Source organism: Tumebacillus lipolyticus, assembly GCF_042682745.1.
GTDB classification, from domain to species: Bacteria; Bacillota; Bacilli; order Tumebacillales; family Tumebacillaceae; genus Tumebacillus_A; species Tumebacillus_A lipolyticus.
In genome coordinates, this window is the sequence record NZ_JBHUIO010000011.1 from 55,662 (window position 1) to 76,045 (window position 20,384).

19 protein-coding genes and 2 riboswitches are annotated in these 20,384 nt (G+C 56.8%); of the genes, 4 read left to right on the plus strand and 15 right to left on the minus strand.

Annotated features, from left to right (window positions below):
- Positions 1-8: 8 nt before the first annotated feature.
- The 6 genes from ACFSOY_RS16480 to ACFSOY_RS16505 all read right to left on the minus strand — a co-directional run bounded on the left by ACFSOY_RS16480 (position 9) and on the right by ACFSOY_RS16505 (position 8,633).
- Complete coding sequence (locus ACFSOY_RS16480; protein WP_386048479.1) at positions 9-869, minus strand: 2-oxoacid:ferredoxin oxidoreductase subunit beta; 861 nt, start codon at positions 867-869, stop codon at positions 9-11.
- 7 nt (positions 870-876) lie between these two features.
- Positions 877-2,607, minus strand: a complete 1,731-nt coding sequence (locus tag ACFSOY_RS16485) for a 2-oxoacid:acceptor oxidoreductase subunit alpha (protein WP_386048481.1) — start codon at positions 2,605-2,607, stop codon at positions 877-879.
- Positions 2,608-2,612: 5 nt separating this feature from the next.
- Complete coding sequence (locus ACFSOY_RS16490) at positions 2,613-4,784, minus strand: hypothetical protein (RefSeq protein ID WP_386048483.1); 2,172 nt, start codon at positions 4,782-4,784, stop codon at positions 2,613-2,615.
- Positions 4,781-5,917, minus strand: coding sequence for a glycosyltransferase family 4 protein (locus ACFSOY_RS16495; protein WP_386048485.1), 1,137 nt, complete (start codon positions 5,915-5,917; stop codon positions 4,781-4,783). The genes ACFSOY_RS16490 and ACFSOY_RS16495 overlap by 4 nt, the downstream gene beginning before the upstream one ends.
- A 99-nt stretch (positions 5,918-6,016) precedes the next feature.
- Complete coding sequence (locus ACFSOY_RS16500; protein ID WP_386048486.1) at positions 6,017-6,844, minus strand: 3D domain-containing protein; 828 nt, start codon at positions 6,842-6,844, stop codon at positions 6,017-6,019.
- A 5-nt stretch (positions 6,845-6,849) separates the two neighbouring features.
- A riboswitch (cyclic di-AMP (ydaO/yuaA leader) is annotated at positions 6,850-6,986 on the minus strand.
- Positions 6,987-7,178: 192 nt separating this feature from the next.
- Positions 7,179-8,633 (minus strand): aminotransferase class I/II-fold pyridoxal phosphate-dependent enzyme, encoded by a 1,455-nt coding sequence (locus tag ACFSOY_RS16505; protein ID WP_386048488.1) that lies wholly within the window; start codon positions 8,631-8,633, stop codon positions 7,179-7,181.
- 467 nt (positions 8,634-9,100) lie between these two features.
- A riboswitch (M-box (ykoK) riboswitch) is annotated at positions 9,101-9,269 on the plus strand.
- Positions 9,270-9,479: 210 nt separating this feature from the next.
- Between ACFSOY_RS16505 and ACFSOY_RS16510 the strand changes: the two genes are divergently transcribed.
- The gene (locus ACFSOY_RS16510) at positions 9,480-10,418 is read left to right on the plus strand and encodes a magnesium transporter CorA family protein (protein ID WP_386048490.1); all 939 of its coding nucleotides are present in this window, start codon (positions 9,480-9,482) and stop codon (positions 10,416-10,418) included.
- Between the two features lie 314 nt (positions 10,419-10,732).
- On the opposite strand, the gene ACFSOY_RS16515 is transcribed toward ACFSOY_RS16510, so the two are convergent.
- The 5 genes from ACFSOY_RS16515 to ACFSOY_RS16535 all read right to left on the minus strand — a co-directional run bounded on the left by ACFSOY_RS16515 (position 10,733) and on the right by ACFSOY_RS16535 (position 14,863).
- The gene (locus ACFSOY_RS16515; protein WP_386048492.1) at positions 10,733-11,194 is read right to left on the minus strand and encodes a YwhD family protein; all 462 of its coding nucleotides are present in this window, start codon (positions 11,192-11,194) and stop codon (positions 10,733-10,735) included.
- A gap of 103 nt (positions 11,195-11,297) precedes the next feature.
- On the minus strand, positions 11,298-12,530 hold the full coding sequence (locus ACFSOY_RS16520) for an MFS transporter (RefSeq protein WP_386049507.1): 1,233 nt from the start codon (positions 12,528-12,530) through the stop codon (positions 11,298-11,300).
- 157 nt (positions 12,531-12,687) lie between these two features.
- The gene (locus ACFSOY_RS16525) at positions 12,688-13,410 is read right to left on the minus strand and encodes an amino acid ABC transporter ATP-binding protein (RefSeq protein ID WP_386048494.1); all 723 of its coding nucleotides are present in this window, start codon (positions 13,408-13,410) and stop codon (positions 12,688-12,690) included.
- Positions 13,403-14,062 (minus strand): amino acid ABC transporter permease, encoded by a 660-nt coding sequence (locus ACFSOY_RS16530; RefSeq protein ID WP_386048496.1) that lies wholly within the window; start codon positions 14,060-14,062, stop codon positions 13,403-13,405. Before ACFSOY_RS16530 ends, ACFSOY_RS16525 begins: the two co-directional genes overlap by 8 nt.
- Positions 14,063-14,083: 21 nt before the next feature.
- Positions 14,084-14,863 carry a transporter substrate-binding domain-containing protein gene (locus tag ACFSOY_RS16535; RefSeq protein ID WP_386048498.1) on the minus strand — a complete coding sequence of 260 codons (780 nt, stop codon included), beginning with the start codon at positions 14,861-14,863 and terminating at the stop codon, positions 14,084-14,086.
- A 217-nt stretch (positions 14,864-15,080) separates the two neighbouring features.
- On the opposite strand from ACFSOY_RS16535, the gene ACFSOY_RS16540 reads away from it, so the two are divergent.
- Complete coding sequence (locus tag ACFSOY_RS16540) at positions 15,081-16,211, plus strand: M20 family metallopeptidase (RefSeq protein ID WP_386048500.1); 1,131 nt, start codon at positions 15,081-15,083, stop codon at positions 16,209-16,211.
- A 39-nt stretch (positions 16,212-16,250) separates the two neighbouring features.
- Here ACFSOY_RS16540 and ACFSOY_RS16545 read toward each other — a convergent pair whose 3' ends face one another.
- From ACFSOY_RS16545 to ACFSOY_RS16560, 4 genes are all read right to left on the minus strand, one after another.
- Positions 16,251-16,742 carry a DMT family transporter gene (locus ACFSOY_RS16545; protein ID WP_386049508.1) on the minus strand — a complete coding sequence of 164 codons (492 nt, stop codon included), beginning with the start codon at positions 16,740-16,742 and terminating at the stop codon, positions 16,251-16,253.
- 15 nt (positions 16,743-16,757) lie between these two features.
- Positions 16,758-17,189, minus strand: coding sequence for a DMT family transporter (locus ACFSOY_RS16550; protein ID WP_386048501.1), 432 nt, complete (start codon positions 17,187-17,189; stop codon positions 16,758-16,760).
- Positions 17,190-17,335: 146 nt separating this feature from the next.
- Positions 17,336-18,559, minus strand: a complete 1,224-nt coding sequence (locus ACFSOY_RS16555) for a M16 family metallopeptidase (protein WP_386048503.1) — start codon at positions 18,557-18,559, stop codon at positions 17,336-17,338.
- 15 nt (positions 18,560-18,574) lie between these two features.
- Positions 18,575-18,934, minus strand: coding sequence for an arsenate reductase family protein (locus ACFSOY_RS16560; RefSeq protein ID WP_386048505.1), 360 nt, complete (start codon positions 18,932-18,934; stop codon positions 18,575-18,577).
- Between the two features lie 167 nt (positions 18,935-19,101).
- Between ACFSOY_RS16560 and ACFSOY_RS16565 the strand changes: the two genes are divergently transcribed.
- Positions 19,102-19,524 (plus strand): CoA-binding protein, encoded by a 423-nt coding sequence (locus tag ACFSOY_RS16565; RefSeq protein WP_386048507.1) that lies wholly within the window; start codon positions 19,102-19,104, stop codon positions 19,522-19,524.
- The gene (locus ACFSOY_RS16570) at positions 19,524-20,102 is read left to right on the plus strand and encodes a DsbA family oxidoreductase (RefSeq protein ID WP_386048509.1); all 579 of its coding nucleotides are present in this window, start codon (positions 19,524-19,526) and stop codon (positions 20,100-20,102) included. Before ACFSOY_RS16565 ends, ACFSOY_RS16570 begins: the two co-directional genes overlap by 1 nt.
- Positions 20,103-20,384 lie beyond the last annotated feature (282 nt).

Genomic DNA, 20,384 nt, shown 5'->3' on the forward strand with positions numbered 1-20,384 from the left:
GCGTCAAGCTATCGTCGAAACTGATTGAGCAGCGCGGACATCTGCTCTTGGCTCAGCTGCAGGTTCTCTTTGACCGTACCATGCTCGGTCGCCCCGAGCACCACCTCATGAAAGGCGGGACGATCTTCTCGATAGATGATTCCGGTGCAGACGCCTTGCGCTTCATGCACGCGACGCATCGCTTCGTATTTGTCAGCTCGGTCATAGTCGAGCTGATCGAAATTCACAATCTGCTCCTTGAACCATTCGTACGTGTTCACCCGATTGAACGTGACGCAGGGCGAGAAGATGTTGACCAAGGAAAAACCTTTGTGTTGCATCGCTTCGAACAGGATTTGGGTCATCTGCTTCAGATCGCCAGAAAACGCTTGGGCGACGAACGACGCCCCTGCGGTCAACGCCAGTTCGATCGGTTTGATCGGCTCTTCGGCAACGCCGGCCGGAGTGGTTTTCGTCTTGAAGCCCTTTTTGGAAGTCGGGGAAGATTGACCGGTGGTCAGCCCATAGATGTGGTTGTCCATCACCACATAGGTGATGTCCACATTGCGGCGGCAGGCGTGAATGAAATGCCCCATGCCGATCCCATACCCATCCCCATCGCCGCCCGCTGCGATCACGGTCAGCTCCTGATTGGCCATCTTGATCCCCTGAGCGGTCGGCAGCGATCTTCCGTGGAGGGAGTGAAAACCATAGGAGCCAAAGTGTTGCGATATTTTGCCCGAGCAGCCGATCCCCGAGACGCAGCAGACGTTCTCCGGCTCTAAGCCCATCTTGACGCAAGCCTGTTGCAGTGAAGCCAACACGGTAAAATCACCGCAGCCTGGGCACCATGTCGCTTTTTCATATCGAAAATCTGCTAAGGTAGCCATGATCTGATCACCCCTTCACAAACGACACAATCTCGCCCACAGTAAACGGATTGCCATCATATTTTGTCAGCGTTTCTGTCTTGTCATGATAGCCGAGCTGCTGGTGCAACAGCGCGGTCAGCTGGCCGGTGAAATTGTTATCGATGACGACCACCCGCTTGGCGGCTGCCATGCGCCCGTCGACCGCCTCCGCCGGAAATGGCATCAGACAGCGCAATTGCAGGTGACCGATCGACATTCCCTCCAAGCTGTGAATCGCCTCTTCGATCTGCGCGTGTGTGGAGCCGAAGCCGATCAGCAGCACCTCTGGCGAATCCGCCCCGCTGTAATCCACGCCCCAGTCGTTCACTTCCCGCCGCAACGGCTCCAGCTTCCGAAAGCGCTTCTGCATCTGCGCGATGCGCATCGGCACATCTTCAATCTCCAGGCCGGTTTCCTCATGCTCGTTGGTCAGCGCGCAGTAGCGACCATTGGTCATGCCGGGGAACGAGCGCGGTGAGATGCCATCTTCGGTCAGCGCATAGCGCTTAAACGCACCCTTTTCCAGCGCATCGAGCTGCTCTTGCTTGACCAACGCACCGCGATCGATCTGAAAGCGAGCGAGGTCGAGATCAGAAAAGGTCATCTTGTTCATCCCGATCAGCAGATCGCTCAACACGATGACAGGACACTGGTACTTTTCTGCCAGATTGAACGCATGAAACGTCTGGTAAAAACAGTCTCGGATCGATGTCGGTGCCAGCACGATGCGCGGAATCTCACCATGCGACCCGTAGAGCGCTTCGTTCAGATCGGACTGCTCCGTCTTGGTCGGCAGGCCGGTCGACGGCCCGCCGCGCTGTACGTCGACGATGACCAACGGCGTCTCCGAGATCCCCGCCATGCCGAGCGCTTCCATCATCAGCGAAAGGCCCGGTCCAGAAGTTGAGGTCATCGAGCGCACGCCGGCATAGTTGGCACCGATCGCCATGATGCAAGCGGCGATCTCATCTTCCGCCTGCAACACCTTGCCGCCAAAATCTTTCATGTTGGCCAACAGCCAATACATGATCTCCGTCGCCGGGGTGATCGGATAGGCGGCCAGGATGCGACATCCGCCGAGTAAAGCGCCCAGACCGATGCACTCGTTGCCGCTCATCAGCAAGTTTGGCGTTGCCGGCTTGGTCGCCGGCGATACCGGACGCTGGACATGCGGATAGTTTTCCTTCAGATAGTCGTACCCTTTGTTAAAAGCGGTCTTGTTCAGCTCGACCAGCTCCGCACCTTTTTTGCCAAACTGCATCTCGATCACTTCATAAAAGTGATTGGGCTCGATGCCGAGCACATAGGACGAGGCGCCAGCAGCCACCATGTTTTTGATGATCACATTGCCGAGATCTTTCGCCATCTGCGACATCGGCACCGAGCAGATCTGCAGCCCTTCGCGCTTCGAGCTGCTTTCAAACTTCGCGTCGTACAGGATCACGCCGCCTGCGATCAGCTCATCCTCGTTTTCGTCGATCGTCGTCTGGTCAAACGCGATCAGAATATCGAGCGTGTCGCCATGATAATCGACCTGTTTCGCGTTGTCAGCTCTGATCTTGTAATTGGTATGGCCGCCTTTGACCAGCGACATGAAATGGCGGTAGGCAAATATGTAATATCCCATCCGGGTGAGGACTGTCGCCAAGATCTCGCCAGTCGAGTCAATCCCTTCGCCTTGTGCACCGCCCACCTTCCAGGTGAATTGATCGGTCATAACTGTCACCTCGTAGTCCATTCTTGTGGAGCCTGTTCTGACGGTAGTATGTCCAACTTCTGCTCCCTGATGCTAAGCAGCGGCACTACCGCGAACAGCAGGATGATCACCGCCGCCACCACGCCCGAATCGTTGACCAGAAAGGCGGCGCTCGCCGTGACCAGCTGGACTTTCGCGTTGTGCAGCAAAAAGGGAGTCTGCATCCCGCGCATCCGCCAGACCAACAGCGTGATCATGATCAACAGCAACAGCTTGCCCCAAGCGGAAACGCGCAACAGGTGCAAGTTGAGCTCCACCTTGCGCAGGGCGATCTGCGACAGCTCCCCATAGTTGCCAGTCAGCAGGAGCGATGCTGCGCGGCCGATGTGCGTCTGCTCTCCTCCGAGGTTAAGAAAAAAGAGCAACACCGCTCCTCCCAGTCCGGCCGCACCGAGCCACAGCCAGTGGCGAGCGGTCAGCTTCACCTTGCTCCGCGCCAGCAGCACATATGCTGCTCCGACAGCTGCTGCGATCGCTCCGCCGGCGTTCGTGCCGAAAGCGGGCACTGCAAACAGGTAGACGATGGCGAGAAACAGGAGTGTGGTGATCAGCTTTTCCTTAGCTGGACGCAGCTTGAACAGAACGCTCTGCAACAGGAGCGCCGCGCCGAGCAGGATGCCCATGTACTCGTTGCCGATGCCGTAATAGCGCGCCCCGACGACCGGATCGTAGGAAAACAACGACCGTTTCATCAACGGCGCACCAAGCAGCATGTCGCCCAAGATCATGACGACGAACAGCCCTGCGATCACCCCCAAGCGCACCACGCGGTCGCGCAGGAACTGCAGCGCCCCCCATCCGACCAGCGCGAGCAGGAGGGAATCGAGCACCACCTGCTGTTTTGTCAGCGGCTCGAAGAGCGGTACGCACAGCCAGATCAGCGGGAAGAGCAGCAGGAATTCGGCGAGCGGGGCCAGCCAGAACAGCCATGCCTGTCGAAAAACGGTTCCGATCAGCAGCAGCGCCGCCACCCCGATCCAGACGTTCAGCCACGGCTTGACGAGCAGACTTCGAGCGCCCCCTTGCAACAGCATCTTCTCGATCATGCTCCCCCCCACCGCGCTCTTCATCTCGTCTGGCGAGGTGGTGGTCGAGGCAGGCTGTCCCAGAAACGGGTAGCGCGCCGGATCGCCGCCGAGCGCGCGCACCACAGTCGGAGCGAGATCGTAGTTGGCGATCAACCCGGCTCGCTTCGTCGTGCTCGACGTGAGCAGGCTGCCCGGTGCAACATCGCCACCTGCGAGGAAGACAGGCGTTAACTGTGAGGTTTCCGGCAGCGGGGATACGTCGGGCGAGATCACGAGCAGCGTCAAGTTCGCTCCGACATGGGGCAACAGCTTCCCGACCAACCGATCCGCTTCGGCGATCGTCTGCTGGTAGATTCGCTCGACCTGTGCGTCTGTCAGCATGTCTTTCACCTGTTGCAACCGCCCCATGTCACCCGTTTCCAGCACGATCAGATCGGAGCTGTCTTTGAGCTGCAAAAATTTTTGATAAAGCCCGTCCAGATCGCTGCGCACCCCAAAGGGCCGCGTCCGATCGACGAGCGGCGGGACTTGCAGGCTGCCGCTGTCCACCGTGCCGCGCTCATCCATGGCGATCAGCGCAGCGGGGCGATCGATCTGACTGCCGAAGTCGGCGTTGCCGAGCAGCGCAGTTCTGCCGCCCAGATCGTGCACAGCGCTTCCCAGCAGCCCAGGCAGGACGCGATATTTCACCTCCGCCATCGCAGACTTGATCTGCGGCAATTGCGGCACCACCACTTCGCTTTCCGGCGTGCGACCGAGATGGCGCACATACAGTTCATGCCCGGTGACCGGAAGCATCTCTTCGCGAACCTGTTCATCAGCGCCGTAGGCGAGCACGCGAGCGAGCGGGGCGCTCGCCTTCGCGCCCGCACCGATCGTCAGGTAGGAGTTCGCCTCCGACTTCGCGCCCAGCGTGTTGTGGTTCATCACCCCGACAGCTCCGATCGCTCGCATCTGCGCGAGGTTGGGCAGCTCATCCCCGATCATCGCTCGATGCGACAGGCCGTTGATCACCACCACGACCACCTTGTGATCCAGCGCGGCCGATGACTGTTCAGGCGCAAAACAGGGCAGCAGCAACAGCGCGATCAGCAGCCAGATCACCCTCATAGGAGCACACCTTGCCGCTTGGCGATCACTTCACGGTATTCGCGTAGTGTCGCTTCGATCATCGCCCGTTTGGAAAAGTGCAGCTCCGCTCGCCGTCTGCCTGCCGCGCCGAGCTGCGCGCGCCGATCTGCATTTTGCAAGAGCGACCGAATCGCATCTGCCAGCTCCTCCGCCGACCGCGGTCGAACCAAAAGCCCCGTCTCGCCGTGCACGACCACCTCGGGCAGGCCACCCACATCGCTTGCGATCACCGGGCAACCTGCCAGCATCGCTTCGATCGGCACGATTCCCAAGCCCTCCGCATAGGACGGTTGGACGACAACATCGACCGCCGAGAACAGCCGACCGGCCTGGGGCACATCGCCGAGAAAGCGCACGCGGGCAAGGCCGATCTTTCCCGCCTGCTGCTGATAGTGGGACAGCATCGGGCCATCTCCGATCAGCACCAGCTCCGCATCGCAGCCGCCGGTGAGCAAGAGGGCAAACGCTTCGATCAGCGTGGCGATCCCCTTCTCCTCGACCATCCTGCCGATCGCGCCGATCACCAACCGGTCTGCTCCTTCGCAGCCGAGAATCTGGCGAGCATGCTCGCGCGACATCATCGGCACAGGGTCGACCCCGTTGTGAATCGTCACCGCACGCCAAGCGGGCCCGCGATGCTGCATTTGCACGTCGCGGGCCAACCGATGCGAGACGGTGATCACTCGGTCCGTCTCCACCGCAAGCAGACGCTCCACCCGATCGAGCACTCGTTTGACCATCCCCCCCTGTGGCAGCACCTGATTGTGCACCGTATAGATGACCGGTGGGCGGATCGAAAGTCGGGACAAGGCGAGCCGACCGACCAACCCCGCTTTCGCTCCGTGCAGATGCACCAGCTGGAAGCTCTGCTCGCGCATCAGTTGAACCAGTTGGCGGATCGCCCGCACATCTTTGCGCAGCTGAACGCCATCGACCAGCTCCAGCGGCAGACAGGGCACACCGCTCAACTCCGCTTCCCTGCGCAGCTCAGGTGGGCAGGCCACCGTCACGCGCACCCCCGCTTCCACGAGGCCTGCGATCAGATCGAGCACGTGCCGACGCATGCCTCCCTGCATCGGACGCAACACCTGTAGCACATGAAACTCTCCCACGCGCACTCACCTCCACTCTTCCTCCCATGCTGTCCAATTTGCACGACAAAAAACCACCTGCCTACGCGGTAGACAGGTGGTCGCTGGTGATCGTTTCAACTATTTGAGCACATACAGCTTTACGTTCTGCATGCCAAACTGATTGAGCTGCGCTTGGGTGCCTTCGATGTAGATGTCGATGCGGTTCCCCTTGATCGCGCCGCCGGTGTCTTCAGCGGTGGCAACAAAGCCGCCAGCCGGAAGCAACGGCGTGTTGTACCCGGTCACATACACTTTCGTGCCGAGCGGGATCACCTTCGGATCGACCGCGATCACGCCCGGGCGAACTTTCGTTCCCGAGTACGTATAGCCGCCCCATTCGGACATCACATTGGCCGGACCGTATGCGGTCGCCGTCATGTTGATCGCCTTGCTGTACGCCATGCCCGCGACGGTCGGAGCGACAGGTTGCGGCTTCGGCTTGGCGACAGGCGCCTGCGCTGCCGGGGTCGGGATCGCCGGCTTCGTGACAGGCTGCACCGTAACTTTCGGCTTGCCGGTCATGCCAGCCGGAATGATGATCGTCTCACCCGCATAGAGCAGATCGCTCTGCATGCTGTTGATCTTTTGGATCTGTTCGACTGTCGTTTCGTATCGTTCGGCAAGATAGCCGAGTTGATCGCCAGTTGTCACTTTGTAAGGAAAGGAAATGTGTAGCTTTTGACCTGCATAGATCAGGTCGGAGTCCAATTGGTTGACCGCTTTCCAAGTCTGAACGGACGTTCCGTATTGGGAAGCCAGCTCGGACAGCGTCTGCCCCTTTTGCACGATCACTCCATCGGTGATCCCGGCCGCTTCCGCCTGCACGACCGTCACGGTCAACATGCTGACAGCGACGAGCGCTGCTGTAGCGAAGCGTTTCAGAGAGTTCACTTTCTTCTTCATCATCTTTCAAACACTCCTTCCATCGCCTGCGGAGTTAGCTGACGGGTTCGGGTGAAGGAAGTTACCCGCTCGCACCGTTGCGAGTTCACCCCAGTTGTGGTTCCTCCGCTCCTCATCAGATTTGAGGATTCGGCCTGTCTTGTGGTCGAGTGCAAGTGTAGCGCAGATGATGCATCCTTTTCACTAGCAGTTTGCTGGAAATAGAATGGAAGAATATGCAGATGTTTGCTCGATCCCGCGCGGGGACAGCGATGCGCGCGACCCAATTTCGCAACAAGAAAAAGTTCCCTTCCGAAGAAGAGAACTTTTTATGCAGGGCAGCCTGTCCAATTTTGCGTTATTTTAACACCTTGATCCACTCGATGTTCGGATCGTCCGGCCCTTGCACTGGAAGGCCCGCCTTCACATTTTCAAGGATGTACTCGATGTTGTCCTGCGTGATCACTTCACCAGGCATGATGATCGGGATGCCGGGCGGATAGACCATGACCGACTCTGCCATGATGCGACCTGCCGCCTCGCGCAGCGGCACCACCTCGGTCCGCTTGTTGTAGAAAGCATCGCGGGGAGACACGGCCAACAGCGGCATCGACGGAATGCGCACCTCTGGGAGCTCTTGCTTTTCTTGCAGCTGGAAGCGTGCGGCGATCTGGCGCAGCGCATCGAGCAGCGCTTCGACCGTCTCTTCCGTATCGCCAAACGTGACGATGCAGAGGATGTTGTACAGGTCTGACATCTCCACCTCGATATTAAAATCGGTGCGGAGAATCTTCTCGATCTCCCAACCTGTGACGCCGAGCTCCTTGACGGTGATGTTCAGCTTCAGCGGGTCGTGGGCGAACGTGGCAGACGTCTGCAAAATCTCTTCGCCGAAGCAGTACATGCCGGGGATCTCTTCATTGATCGTCCGGCGCGCGCCTTGAGCGAGGCGGATCACCTTGTCGATCAGCTCATGTCCGTGCACCGCCATGTTCTTGCGCGCCACATCGAGCGATGCGAGCAACAGATAGGAAGTCGAGGTCGTGTGCAACATCGACAGCACCGCCTGCACGTGCGCCGGCGAGACGAACCCTTCGCGAACGTTCAAGACGGAGCTTTGCGTCATCGATCCACCGAGCTTGTGCACCGAAGTCGCCGCCATGTCTGCGCCCGCCTGCATCGCCGAGAGCGGCAGTTGCTCATGAAACTGGAACAGCACGCCGTGCGCTTCGTCCACGATGACCGGAACGCCGCGCTGATGGCTGAGCTCGACGATCGACTTCAAGTCGCAGGAGATGCCAAAATAGGTCGGATTGATCAGCAGAACGCCTTTCGCATCCGGGTGGGCGTCGAGGGTGACGCGCACCGTGTCGACCGAGATGCCGTGCATGATGCCGATGTTCGAATCCACCTCTGGATGCATGAACACCGGATGTGCGCCGGAGAGGATGATCGCCGCCATGATCGACTTGTGCGCGTTGCGCGGCACGAGGATCTTCTCGCCGGGGCCGACGACCGACATGATCATCGTCATGATCGCACCTGACGTGCCTTGCACAGAGAAAAAGGTGTGGTCAGCGCCAAAGGCCTGGGCTGCCAGCTCTTGCGCTTCTTTGATAATTCCTTTTGGCGAATGCAGATCGTCCAAAGGTGCAATGTTGATCAAATCTATGGACAAAGCGTTCGGGCCAATGAACTCGCTGAATTCGCTCGGCATGCCGAAACCTTTTTTATGTGCGGGAATGTGGAACTGAATCGGGTTCCGGCTCGCGTGCTCGACGAGCTTCGTAAACAGTGGAGTTTTATTTTGCATCGCGATCAATCCCTTTCGTTTAGAAAGATAACGAATGCAATTATAGCACGCTTTTTCTGTGATTGCATTGCCGATTTTGTATAACAATAAATCTTTTTGCATAGCATATGTTCGCAATTCGAAACGTTTGTGACAGATCCGATTCTCAACCTTTCAATCAGGCTGAAACCTGACAAATGAGCGAGCTGTTCAGCTTGGTTTCGATCGACTGCTCGCACCTGCACGATCAAGCTTCCCAACCTGCGCGAACCGCCGTCACAGCGTCAAAACCAACGCAAAAATCAACCGCATGCCCTCGCACCAATCTTTACGATCCGCAATAGAATAGAAAGAGAACGGACAGCTCACAAACGATAGATCGATCCGGAGCGTTCGACCGCTCGCTCGGCGAGCAAAGTCAGAAATTTGGCAGAAGATTGACTTTCTGCCGATTCCGCAATACAATCGAAGCGCATAACAAATATGGAACCCACTCCCGTTAGGTGAGGCTCCATGGCAAACATAGGCCACTGCCCGGAAACGTCGAAAGACGCCAATGGGTAGAACAGGTTCTGCCGGCTTAAGGCTTAACTTAATGTGGCTGAGTGCAATTGCTCTACGTTGCCATGTGCTAAAACTCAACAAGGGGAAGTTGTATTTGGTGTTGTTTTGTATGGCGCCAATAGCTTTCCCTTGCCCGGGAAAGCTTTTTTTGTTGCCCTCGCACTTAATCGTTGAGGAAAGGAGGTGACGCGCTTTCGACACCCTGATCGGCAGTTATGAGACGAGCGAAGAGGACAGTTTGCAGAAAGGGGAGCGCAGAAGCGCGCCACCTTTCACTCGACAATTAAGAAGAAGGTGATCATCGTGATTCAAGTTTTCCAAACGGACAAAGACGGCAAATTGATCAAGACGGAGCAGATGGAGAAAGGATGTTGGATTCACCTGATGAATCCGACCGAAGAGGAGAAGAAGCGAGTTGTCGCCGAGCTGAGCATCGATCTGGATTTTCTGCACGATGCGCTCGATGAGGAAGAGCGGGCGCGGATCGAAAAGGATGAGGAGCAGGTGATGCTGTTTGTCGAACTGCCTTACATCTCCAAGACGGAAGCGAACGAAGAGATGTTCTCGACCGTGCCGCTGGGCATTTTGATCAAAGGGGACTACCTGCTGACCGTCTGCCTCAAAGAGACGCCGGTGCTCAACGACTTTTTTCAAGGCAAGATCAAAAACTTCTTCACGCACATGCGAACTCGATTCGTCCTGCAGATTCTGTTTTTGACAGCCACCTACTATCTGAACTACTTGAAACGAATTCATCGCAAAACGGAGCTCGTCGAGCACCAGCTGCGAGTGTCGATGAAAAACAACGAGCTCTTCTCCATGTTGGAGCTGGAGAAAAGCCTCGTCTACTTTACCACCGCCTTGCAGACGAACAAACTGCTGATGGAAAAGCTGTCCTACGGCAACTACCTGAAGATGTATGAGGAAGACAAAGAGCTGCTCGACGAAGTGATGATCGAAACCAAGCAGGCGATCAAGATGTCAGAAGTGTACAGCTCGATCTTGAGCTCGATGATGAACGCGTTCGCATCGGTGATCTCGAACAACGTCAACCATGTTGTCAAGCTGTTGACTGCGATCACGATCGTCATCGCGATTCCCACGATGGTCGCCAGCATCTACGGCATGAACGTGCAGCTGCCCATCCAAGAGAATGCGCACGCCTTTTCGATCATCATGCTCATGTCGGTCATTCTTTCCATCGCGACGACGCTGATCTTCTGGAAAAAGAAATACTTCTAGGAATCGGTCACCTGCGATCAGCTCTTTCTCGTGATCGTCGTCCGGTCAAACTCGACCGAACTTCAATATTCAACTCATCCGTATATTTATGCATATTATGCAAAAAGTGACAGCTGCTGCCTTACCGTTCGGGGAAGCTCTGCTGTCTCGATCTTATACAGTGCTGCCCCATTTCGAGCAGATCGAAGGTCGCACATCCCCTCTGCGCAGTTCCCAAGAGGCGGTGTGCGACCTTTTGCTGTTCAGGTCAGCAAGTGTTCGAAACGAGGAGACACTTCGAAAAAAAACCGCCAGGACGGCGGTTTTTTGCATCGTTACACAAGCTGTGCTTTCACTTCATCTGGCGTGTTCGCCCAGAGATCGGCGCGCAGGTTTTCGAGGAAATGCGCAAGCTTCCCCTTCTGCTCCCCGCTCAGGTTGGACAGGTCCACCTTGCCCTTCATCGCGCGGTCCATCTGATTGACCAGCGGTGCCATCGGCTTGTAGCCGACCTTCAACTCTTTGTTGATCACGATCTGCGCCGCTGTGATGCCGGAGAAACCTCGCCCTTGCTCATAGGTCTTCAGCGTGACCCACACGATCGAGACCGGCTGTCCATCCGGCACTTGGTCAGCCGAGCTGGCACCGCGAAAATCGATCCCGCGCTCCACGCGGCTCTTGCCATGAATCGCCCCTTGATCGACAAAGATCTCCTCGCCATCGATCAGCACGGCGGAGAGGGTCGCCAACTCATCTGGTGTTCCGTGTCTATCTCGTCCTGTCAGGTTCAATTCCACTTGCGATCATCTCCTTGTGAAAAGGTCTTCAGAGTGAAAAGGTCTTCAGAGTGAAAAGGTCTTCAAAATATTGTATCTGTTTTCGTCCGAAAAAACTACCGCTTCAAGCGCTCTGCGAACTCCGGTCTGGCTCCACCACTTTCCACCGCACCCAGATCAGGTTGAGCAGGTAGAGCAGACAGGTGAGCCCGAGCATCACCCGAATTCCGAACACGGCCGATCCAAGACCTCCGAACAGCGGGCCGGCAAACGAGCCGAGCAGCATCGCCGAGGCGGAAAATCCATAGACCCTGCCCCGGTGCTCTTTCGGTGTGAGCCGGCCGACCATCGCGTTTGCGGTCGGCATGATGCCGCCGATGAACAGCCCGAGACCGAAGCGAGCCGCGATGAACACCCAGATGTTCGGCGCGAGCGCTTGCGGCAGGTACATCAGCGCCGCCCCGATCATGCTGATCGTCAACACTTTGCGATAGCCGATCTTGTCGCTGCGCTTCCCGAGAAAAGGAGATGCGATCAGGTCGGCCAGCCCTGTCGCCGCCGTCGCGAACCCGGCGATGATCCCCAGATACTCAAGCCCGGTCAACTCCTTCATATAGACGGGAAGCACCGGCAGGACGCTCATCACCGAAAACTGGGCCAAAAACAGGACGAGAAACAGCGTCCGCACGCCCTTCAGCTCTTTGACTGCGCGAAACTGCTCGATGATCGACCCCTTTTTCTGCGCCCCTTTTTGCGGCGGCTCGAATCGCTCCTTCACAAAGAAGAAGGTGACCAGCGAGGCGAGCAGCGCGAACCCGCCCGTCACAAAGAAGGCGACGCGGTAATTGTGGAACAGATCGACCAGCACCCCGCCGACGAGCGGCCCGATCAGGCTGCCGAACATGCCGGCAGATGCGAGCCAGCCGAGCGCATAGCCGAGCCGCTCCTCTGGGATCACCGTCGCGACCAGCGCATTGGCGGCGGCGCTAAACCCGCTGAAGATCCCTTGGATCGTCCGCGTGATCAGCAGGTGCCATACATTTTGCGCAAAGCCCATCAACAACATGAAAAAAGAGATCGCAAACGTCGTCCGCATCACCATCAGCTTGCGCCCCTTGCGGTCTCCGATCGCCCCCCAGATCGGGGAGACGATCGCGGCGATCAAAAAATTGCAGGAGGAGATCACCCCTGCCCAGATCGCGACCGTATCCCAATTCTCAACACCCAGCTCGTTTATGTATAAGGCCAAAAAAGGACCGCTGGAGGTGAACGCCATCATCATCAGGCTCTGGACGATCGCCATGATCCACAAGGTCCGCCGCCACGAATATCCGGCTTCCTCGCTTCCGTTTTCCATTCCCACAGCTCGCTTCCCCCTCCCCCGTTTTTTTCTATTATACGAAACTTTCTGAATTATTTCGACTCCCGAAGATAATAAAAAGGGCAGGAACATCTCCTGCCCTTCTGCCTGCTCGCCGCGATGTGCTTAAAGCGCTCGATCGCGGCGAAATGCACTATAGCATCTTTTCCAAAAACTGCTTCGCCCGCTCGCTGCTGGGCGCTGAGAAAAATTCGCTCGGCGTTTTGTCCTCCAAAAGCCGCCCCTGATCGAGAAACAGAATGCGGTCGGCCACCTCGCGAGCAAATCCCATCTCATGGGTGACGATCGCCATCGTGATCCCCGTGTGTGCCAGCGACTTCATCACATCGAGCACCTCTTTGACCATCTCCGGGTCGAGCGCCGAGGTCGGCTCGTCGAACAGCAGCGCCTCCGGCTCCATCGCCAGCGACCTGGCGATCGCCACGCGCTGCTTTTGTCCGCCAGATAGCTTGGTCGGGTAGACGTCCGCTTTCTCCGCCAGCCCCACGCGCTTCAGCAGCTCCATCGCCGACGCTTTCGCCCGCTCTTTCGCCACCCCTTTGACCTTGATCGGTGCATAGGTCATGTTCTCCAGCACCGTCATGTGCGGAAAGAGGTGAAAGTGCTGAAAGACCATGCCGACATTTTGTCTGATCGTCATGATGTCTGTTTCTTTGGCGGTGATGTCCTGGCCATCGATGTAAATCTTGCCCGCAGTCGGCACTTCCAACAGATTCAAACAACGGAGGAAGGTCGATTTCCCCGATCCGGAAGGACCGATGATCGCCACGACCTCCCCTTTTTTGATCTCTGTGGAGATGTCTTTTAGCACATCCAACTTGCCAAACGATTTATACAGTTTCTCCACCTTAATCACTGCGTCGCAACCTCCTCTCCAACAGGCGCGCGCCGAAGGTCAAAGCCATGACCAGCACGTAGTAGATGATCCCCGCGACGATCAGCGGTTCGAAGTACACATATTTTTCTGCGCCGACGATCGTGGCGCGCCGCAGGACATCTGCCGCTCCGATCGTCGAGACCAGCGCCGACTCTTTGAGCAAAGCGATGCTCTCATTGACCAGCGCGGGCAGGATGTTTTTCAGCGCTTGGGGCAAGATGATGTCGATCATCATCCGGCGATATGGCACGCCGAGCGCCATCGCCGCCTCGCGCTGCCCTTTGTCCACCGCCAAGATCCCCGCGCGAATCGTCTCCGAGATGTAGGCGGCCGAGTTGAGCGAGAAGGCGAGCACGCCCGCTTCGAGCGCTGTGATCTGATATCCGGTCAACTGCGGGGTGGCAAAATAGACGATCGTCAACTGCAAGATCAGCGGCGTGCCGCGAAAGATCGACGTATAGGCGATGCCGAACCATTTGAGCGGTTTGACGCTGGAGATTTTAAATAGAGATAAGACCGTCCCCCAGATAAAGCCGAGCAGTGCTGAGAGGAGCGTATATTGCAATGTGACCTTGATCCCTTCGAGAATATAAGGGATCGAGGGCACGATGCGATCAAAATTCAGTTCCATGCCCTTGTCACCGCCCGAGTTTTATTTCGCTTCAAACCACTTTTTGATCAGCTCTTCGATCTTGCCGCTGTCTTTCAGCTCTTTGAGCGCTTTGTTGAAGTCGGCCGTCAGCTTGGAGTTTTTCGGGAAGGCGATCGCCGAGCCCGCCTCTTCCGTCTTCGGGATGGCGTTAAACTCCAGATCTTTATTCGCCTCGATAAACCCTTTGGCGACCGTGTCCTCGATGATCGCCGCATCGACGCGACCCGCTTTCACCTCTTGGATGATCTCGCCCGTCTTGTTCAGCGGCACGATGTTCAAACCTTTCATCTCTTTGGCTGCCGTCTCTTGGATCGATCCGAGCTGCACGGCCACCTTTTTGCCGCTGAGATCATCTGCCAGCTTCAGGTTGCTTCCTTTTTTGGCGACGATCGTGTTTTTCGCTTCGAAATACACATCGGAGAAGTCGACGCTCTGCTTGCGCTCCGCAGTCGGCGTCATGCCGGCCATCACGAAGTCGACAGTGCCCGCTTGCAGGGCAGGAACCAGCCCGTTAAAGTCCATATCTTTCACTTCGACCGAGTAGCCGAGCTTGTCGGCGATCGCTTTGGCGATCTCGATGTCAAAGCCGACCACTTCGCCACCTTTTGCCGTATCGTGGTATTCATAGGGTGGATAGTCTGCAGACGTGCCGAGGGTGATTTTCTTGCCGGCCTCGCCGCCCGCGTTGTTACCTGCATTGTTGTCAGTGCCGCAGCCGACGGCGCCCAGTGCGAGCACAGCTGTCAGTGCGAATGTGCAAAGAGCTTTTAATTTTTTCATCGTGGTGACCTCCCAGATTTCCTAGTCTGTGTTTACTATGCGTTAGAAACATCCGTTTCATGAACGTTGCCGACAGGTGTACAGATCGAATAATGATTTGTATCATACACCCGATCAGTATATTTATGCAATACTACAAATATATATAAAACTTTTCTGATAGTTTGCTTGCGGGTATGATAAGACAAAAGAGCATGTAGAAAGAGGGAATGTGAGGATGGAAACCAACTGGACGTCCTATTTTTCAGGACAGATCGAGGAAATCTTGACCCTGTTGCAGCACGATGTGGAGTTGGAGACGCCGAGTGATCAGAAAGAGCGGATCGACCGCCTCGGCGCGGTGATCGCCGAGCGGTTTGCAGCGCTTGGCTGTGCGGTTGACAAGATCGAGCAGCCGGTGCAAGGAGATCAGCTGCGCATCTCATACGGTGAGGGAGCGGAGCAGATCTTGGTGCTCGGACATTTTGACACGGTCAAAGAGGTCGGGACGCTGGCGCAAGAGCCGTGGCGGATCGAGGATGGCAAAGCGTACGGGCCTGGCGTGTACGACATGAAATCGGGCATCCTGTTCGCCTATTTCGCGCTGAAGGCGATGGTGGAACACGGGCTCAAGCCGAGCAAGCGCTTGGTGTTCTTCTGGAACACCGACGAGGAGATCGGCAGTCCGTCCGGGTCGGCTCCGATCTTCGAAGAGGCGAAGAAAAGTGCGTTGGCGCTGGTGGTCGAGCCAAGCTATGGTGCAGGCGACCTGAAGACATCGCGCAAGGGCGGCGGTGTGTTTACCGTGCGGGCGGAAGGCAAGGCCGCCCACGCTGGCAACGAGCATGCGATCGGCATCAACGCGATCGAGGAGCTCGCCCACCAGATCTTGACCATTCAAAGCTGGACCGACTACGACCTCGGCACGACGCTGTCTGTCGGCAAGATCGTCGGCGGTACCACCTTTAACGTCGTCCCCCAACAGGCGGAGATGGTCGTCGATGTACGGGTGCAGACGGCAGCCGAGTCGGAGCGGGTGACCAAGCTGTTCGCCGAGCTCACGCCGGTGCTCTCTGGCGCTCAGCTGCATGTCAGCGGCGAGATCGACAAGTTTCCGATGGAGCGCACAGCAGACACGGAGCGCCTGTTCCGCCACGCGCAGGAGCAAGCGCGCTTGGAAGGGTTGGCGCTCGGCGAGAAGGGCGTCGGCGGCGTGAGCGACGGGAACGTGGCTGCGCTGGCCGGCATCCCGATCCTCGATGGGCTCGGACCTGTCGGCGATGGAGCGCACGCCTCGCATGAACACATCGCGATCGAAGAGATCCCGAGGCGCATCGCGCTGCTCCTGCGGCTGCTCACAACGCTGTAACCAACCGCGTGCACGTATCCCCTCAAGCAAAAGAGCAGCCTAGGCCGGCTGCTCTTTTGCTGTCTTTCGCCCGTTTTGCAGTTTTGATTTCGACTGTGAGGTGCCGAGATAGATCGCGAAAAAGGCGAGCACAAACCCAAATCCGTGCACCCAAGTGATCGTCTCGTTGAGCAGCAGGACGGAGAAGACCAAGCTCATGATCGGCATGCCGTTCAAAAACATCGCCGTTCGTCCCGCCCCGATGACGCGAATGCCCGAGTTCCACCAGATCGCGCCCAGCGCTGTCGACACCCAGCCGGAGAAGATCAGCACGCCCCACACGAACCAGTCGGAGGAGAGCACCACGCTCTGTCCGCTGATCAGATGGTCGCCCGTCGTCGTAAGCGCCAGCAGCACGGTGGCGAGCACATGGCTATATCCGGTCACGACGAGAACGGGCGTCTTCTCCGTCGCCTTTTTGATAAACAGGCCGCTGACCACGTAGGCCAACATCGACACAAAGATCAGCAGCTCTCCTTTGCCAAAGGAGATCGAAGCGGTCCGCTCCTATGAATCGCCGAAGATGACCAGCATCACCCCGAGGAATCCGAGGCCGACGCCGCACAGCTTGCGCGCCGAAAGCGGCTCGCGCAACACAGCATAGGCGAGCAGCGAGGTCGCCAGCGGGTTCAACCCCAAGATCAGCGAGGAGGTGGACGCATCTGTCGTCTGCACGCCTGCGCTCAGCGTGATCTGATGCAAGAAAATGCCGCTCAGGGCGATCCCTGCGATGTACAGCCATTCCCGCAACGACAGCTTGACCCACCCGTACGACTTGGCGACAAACACCGCCAACAGCAGCGCTGCCGCCCCGATGCGATAGGTCGCAAGCTCAAGCGGTGGAAAAAAGCCTGATAGGTACTTGACCATCACAACGTTCAAGCCCCAGAGGATCACGACAAACAATAGCAAGGACTTGGCTTTTCTCTCCTGTTCCACAAGAACACGCTCCCACTACAGATAATTCGATTTCCGAAACGTTTACTTAACGAACGTATTATAGCGCAAGGAAGGAAGGCTGTCATTGGATGGTGTTGGATGCTGGGCAGCAAAAAGGCCCAAAACATTTCGTTTTGGGCCGTAGATTATGAAAATTTAGGTTGATAAGGCCCGACGGTGACAGCTGTCATCTTCTCCAGATCGAGCACCTCATGGGCGAGGCGCAGCGCCTCTTCCACGCTGACCGCTTCCAGCTCCGCCAAATCCTGTTCGTACGGACGATAGGTGGCAAACAGCAGTTCATCATCGATCAGCTTGTGCACTTTGTTGCCCAGCTGATCACTGCTCATCAGCAAGCTCGATTTGAGCATCGCCTTGGAGCGGAACAGCTCATCAGGCGTGATCTCCGCCTTCAGCTTGCAGATCTCCGAACTGATCTCCGCGATCACGCGATCCGTTTCGGACGGCTGACATCCTGCGTAGATCATATAAGTTCCCACATGCGGCCACCCGGAGTAGCTTCCGTCCACCTGATAGACGAGACCGAGCTCATTGCGCAAGCGCTGAAACAGCCGCGACCACGAATCGCCGCCCAAGATCGTCATCGCCACATCGAATGCAGGCAGGTCGCGGCGAGTGACCTCAGGCGCGCGAAAGCCGAGAAACACCTGCTCCTGCTCGCAATCTTCCGCTCGGTGCAATCGATCGATCTGCGAGAGCGATAGATCGGGCAGCGCTGCACGTCTGCGCGCGATGGTGCCAAAATGTTTGGCGATCACCTCGACCACCTGCTCATGCTCCACATTTCCCACCACGCCGACGATCAGGTTGTCCGGCGTGTAGTGCTGCTGGGCGAACTCGACAACATGGCGGCGCGTCAGCAGGTCGATCGACTCTGGCGTGCCGATCGTCGGGTGGGCAAACTCCCCGAGCAGCGCATGGTAGGCGAGGTCTTCGCCCCAAGCGGAAGGGTCGTCCTGGATCATCTTCCACTCTTCCTGAATCACATCTTTTTCCTTGTCAAACTCCTCGGCAGGCACATGAAAGCCGGCGATCACGCTTGCGAAGACGTCGAGGCCTTGCAGGACGGTCTCCGCCGGACCGTCCAGCTCATAGGTGGTCGATTCAAAGCCTGTGGAAGCGTTGGTCGAGCAACCGAGCCGTGCGATCTCATTGCCGAACGCCACCTGATCGAGCGCCTCCGTACCTTTGAACACCATGTGCTCCAAGACGTGGGCGATTCCTTCGAACTTGTGCGACTCATGGCCGGAGCCAACGCCAAAGCGCAGGTGTGCGACCGCACCGCGCAGATATGGAGTTTTTTCCGTCAGGATCTTCAGCCCATTGGGTAACACTGTCTTCCGAATCAATTTGCTAGCACGCTCCTATCCGAGCACCTTTTCAAACTCTGCTTCTTTAAAGCCGAACGTCGCTCGATCTCCGCGCACGAAGATCGGGCGTTTGATCAACATGCCGTCAGATGCCAACAGTTCGAGCATCTCCTCTTCGCTCATCTCTTTCAGCTTGTCCTTCAGCCCGAGCTCTCTGTATTTTTGACCGCTGGTGTTGAACAGCTTTTTGATCTCCAGGCCGCTCTTCACCAAAAAGGTGCGCAGCTCTTCCTTCGTCGGAGGATGCTCGACGATGTGACGATCGACAAACTCAACCCCGCGCGACTCCAGCCATTTTTTCGCATTGCGGCACGTACCGCACTTCGGATATTGAAGAAAAAGGGACTCTGCCATGATCGGTCTCCTCCTTATATACCTTATGTATCGGACTCACAATGCCCCCAATGTATCACGTTTGTCCTCTTTTGTCTAAATGAACGTAAGGCACACAACAGTTTTTTATGCGAAAACGGGGTATGCTGGTAACAAGAACCAACCTTACGGAAAAGAGGATGATGAGCATGTATCAAGAACCGACCCGTGAACAGTTGAAACAGTGGCTTGAAGAAGCGAAGATCATCGCCGTCGTCGGCCTTTCGGATAAGCCGGAGCGCACTTCCTATATGATCGCGGAGACGATGCAAAATCGCGGCTATCGCACGATTCCGGTCAACCCGATGGTCGAAGAGGTGCTCGGCGAGACGTCCTATCCGACGATCGACGATGTGCCGGAGAAGATCGATCTGGTCAACGTCTTCCGCAGAAGCGAAGAGCTGTACAGCGTCGTTGAGGCGGCGATTCAAGCAGGCTGCAAGCGCATCTGGGCACAGTCTGGCGTCTATGATGAGAAAGCGGCCGAGCTGGCCAAGCAAAACGGCGTGGAGATCGTGATGGATCAATGCATCGCGGTCGCGCACACCCAGTTGGTAGGAGGACAATTCTGATGGCGAAGCTCGATTTCTACTTTGACTATGCCTGCCCTTGGTGCTACATGGCGAGCTATACGGTTCGCGAGCTGAGCGCCGAAGGGGTGACGATCGACTATCATGTCTGGAAGATGCCAGAAGCGGCAACGCCGCCGCCCAAGCCTGAAGGATATTATGAAGCGGCGACCGCCAAGCTGCGCGAACTGCGCACAGAGCTGAACATCCCGCTTTCCAATCCGGTGCAATCGGAGACGATCCCCGCGCTGATCGCCACCAAAGCGGCCGAAAGCTTGGGACATGCGGAAGCGTATGTGAAAGCGGTCTTCCACGCACACTGGGGCAACAAGCAGGACATCTCCAGCGAAGAGCTGTTGGTGCAGATCGCCGAGGAGATCGGTCTGGACGGCGCATCCTTTCAAAAGTTGCTTCACGAAGAGGCGGCAAAAGGCGCGTACGATGCGGATCTGCAACTGGCGGCTGAGCAAAATATCGACACGATTCCTTCCTATTTGAATGGCGGCGATCGCCTGTTGGTTCATCACTTTGAAGATATGCCGACCTTGGATCGGCTGCGCCAACTGGCAAATAACAAATAACCGTTTGACTGGGGGACGTTTTGAGTCAAAACGTCCCTCTTGTCAACTTACGCGCAGCCATTTGCACTCCGTTTGAAAGCTTGACATTATTCTGGCAAGTTGTAAACTTGAAATATGAACGGCACTACAAAACTAAATTTTTCCAGCACTCGAACTGCGAGATGCTGGTTTCGTCGTGTCGCGTAGGGGAATTTAGAGGGAAAGGAATACAAAAATTATATGGATACTTTGCGTTATGTTCAGCAGTTTGGCCGCTCGAAACGGGATAACCTGAAACCCAGT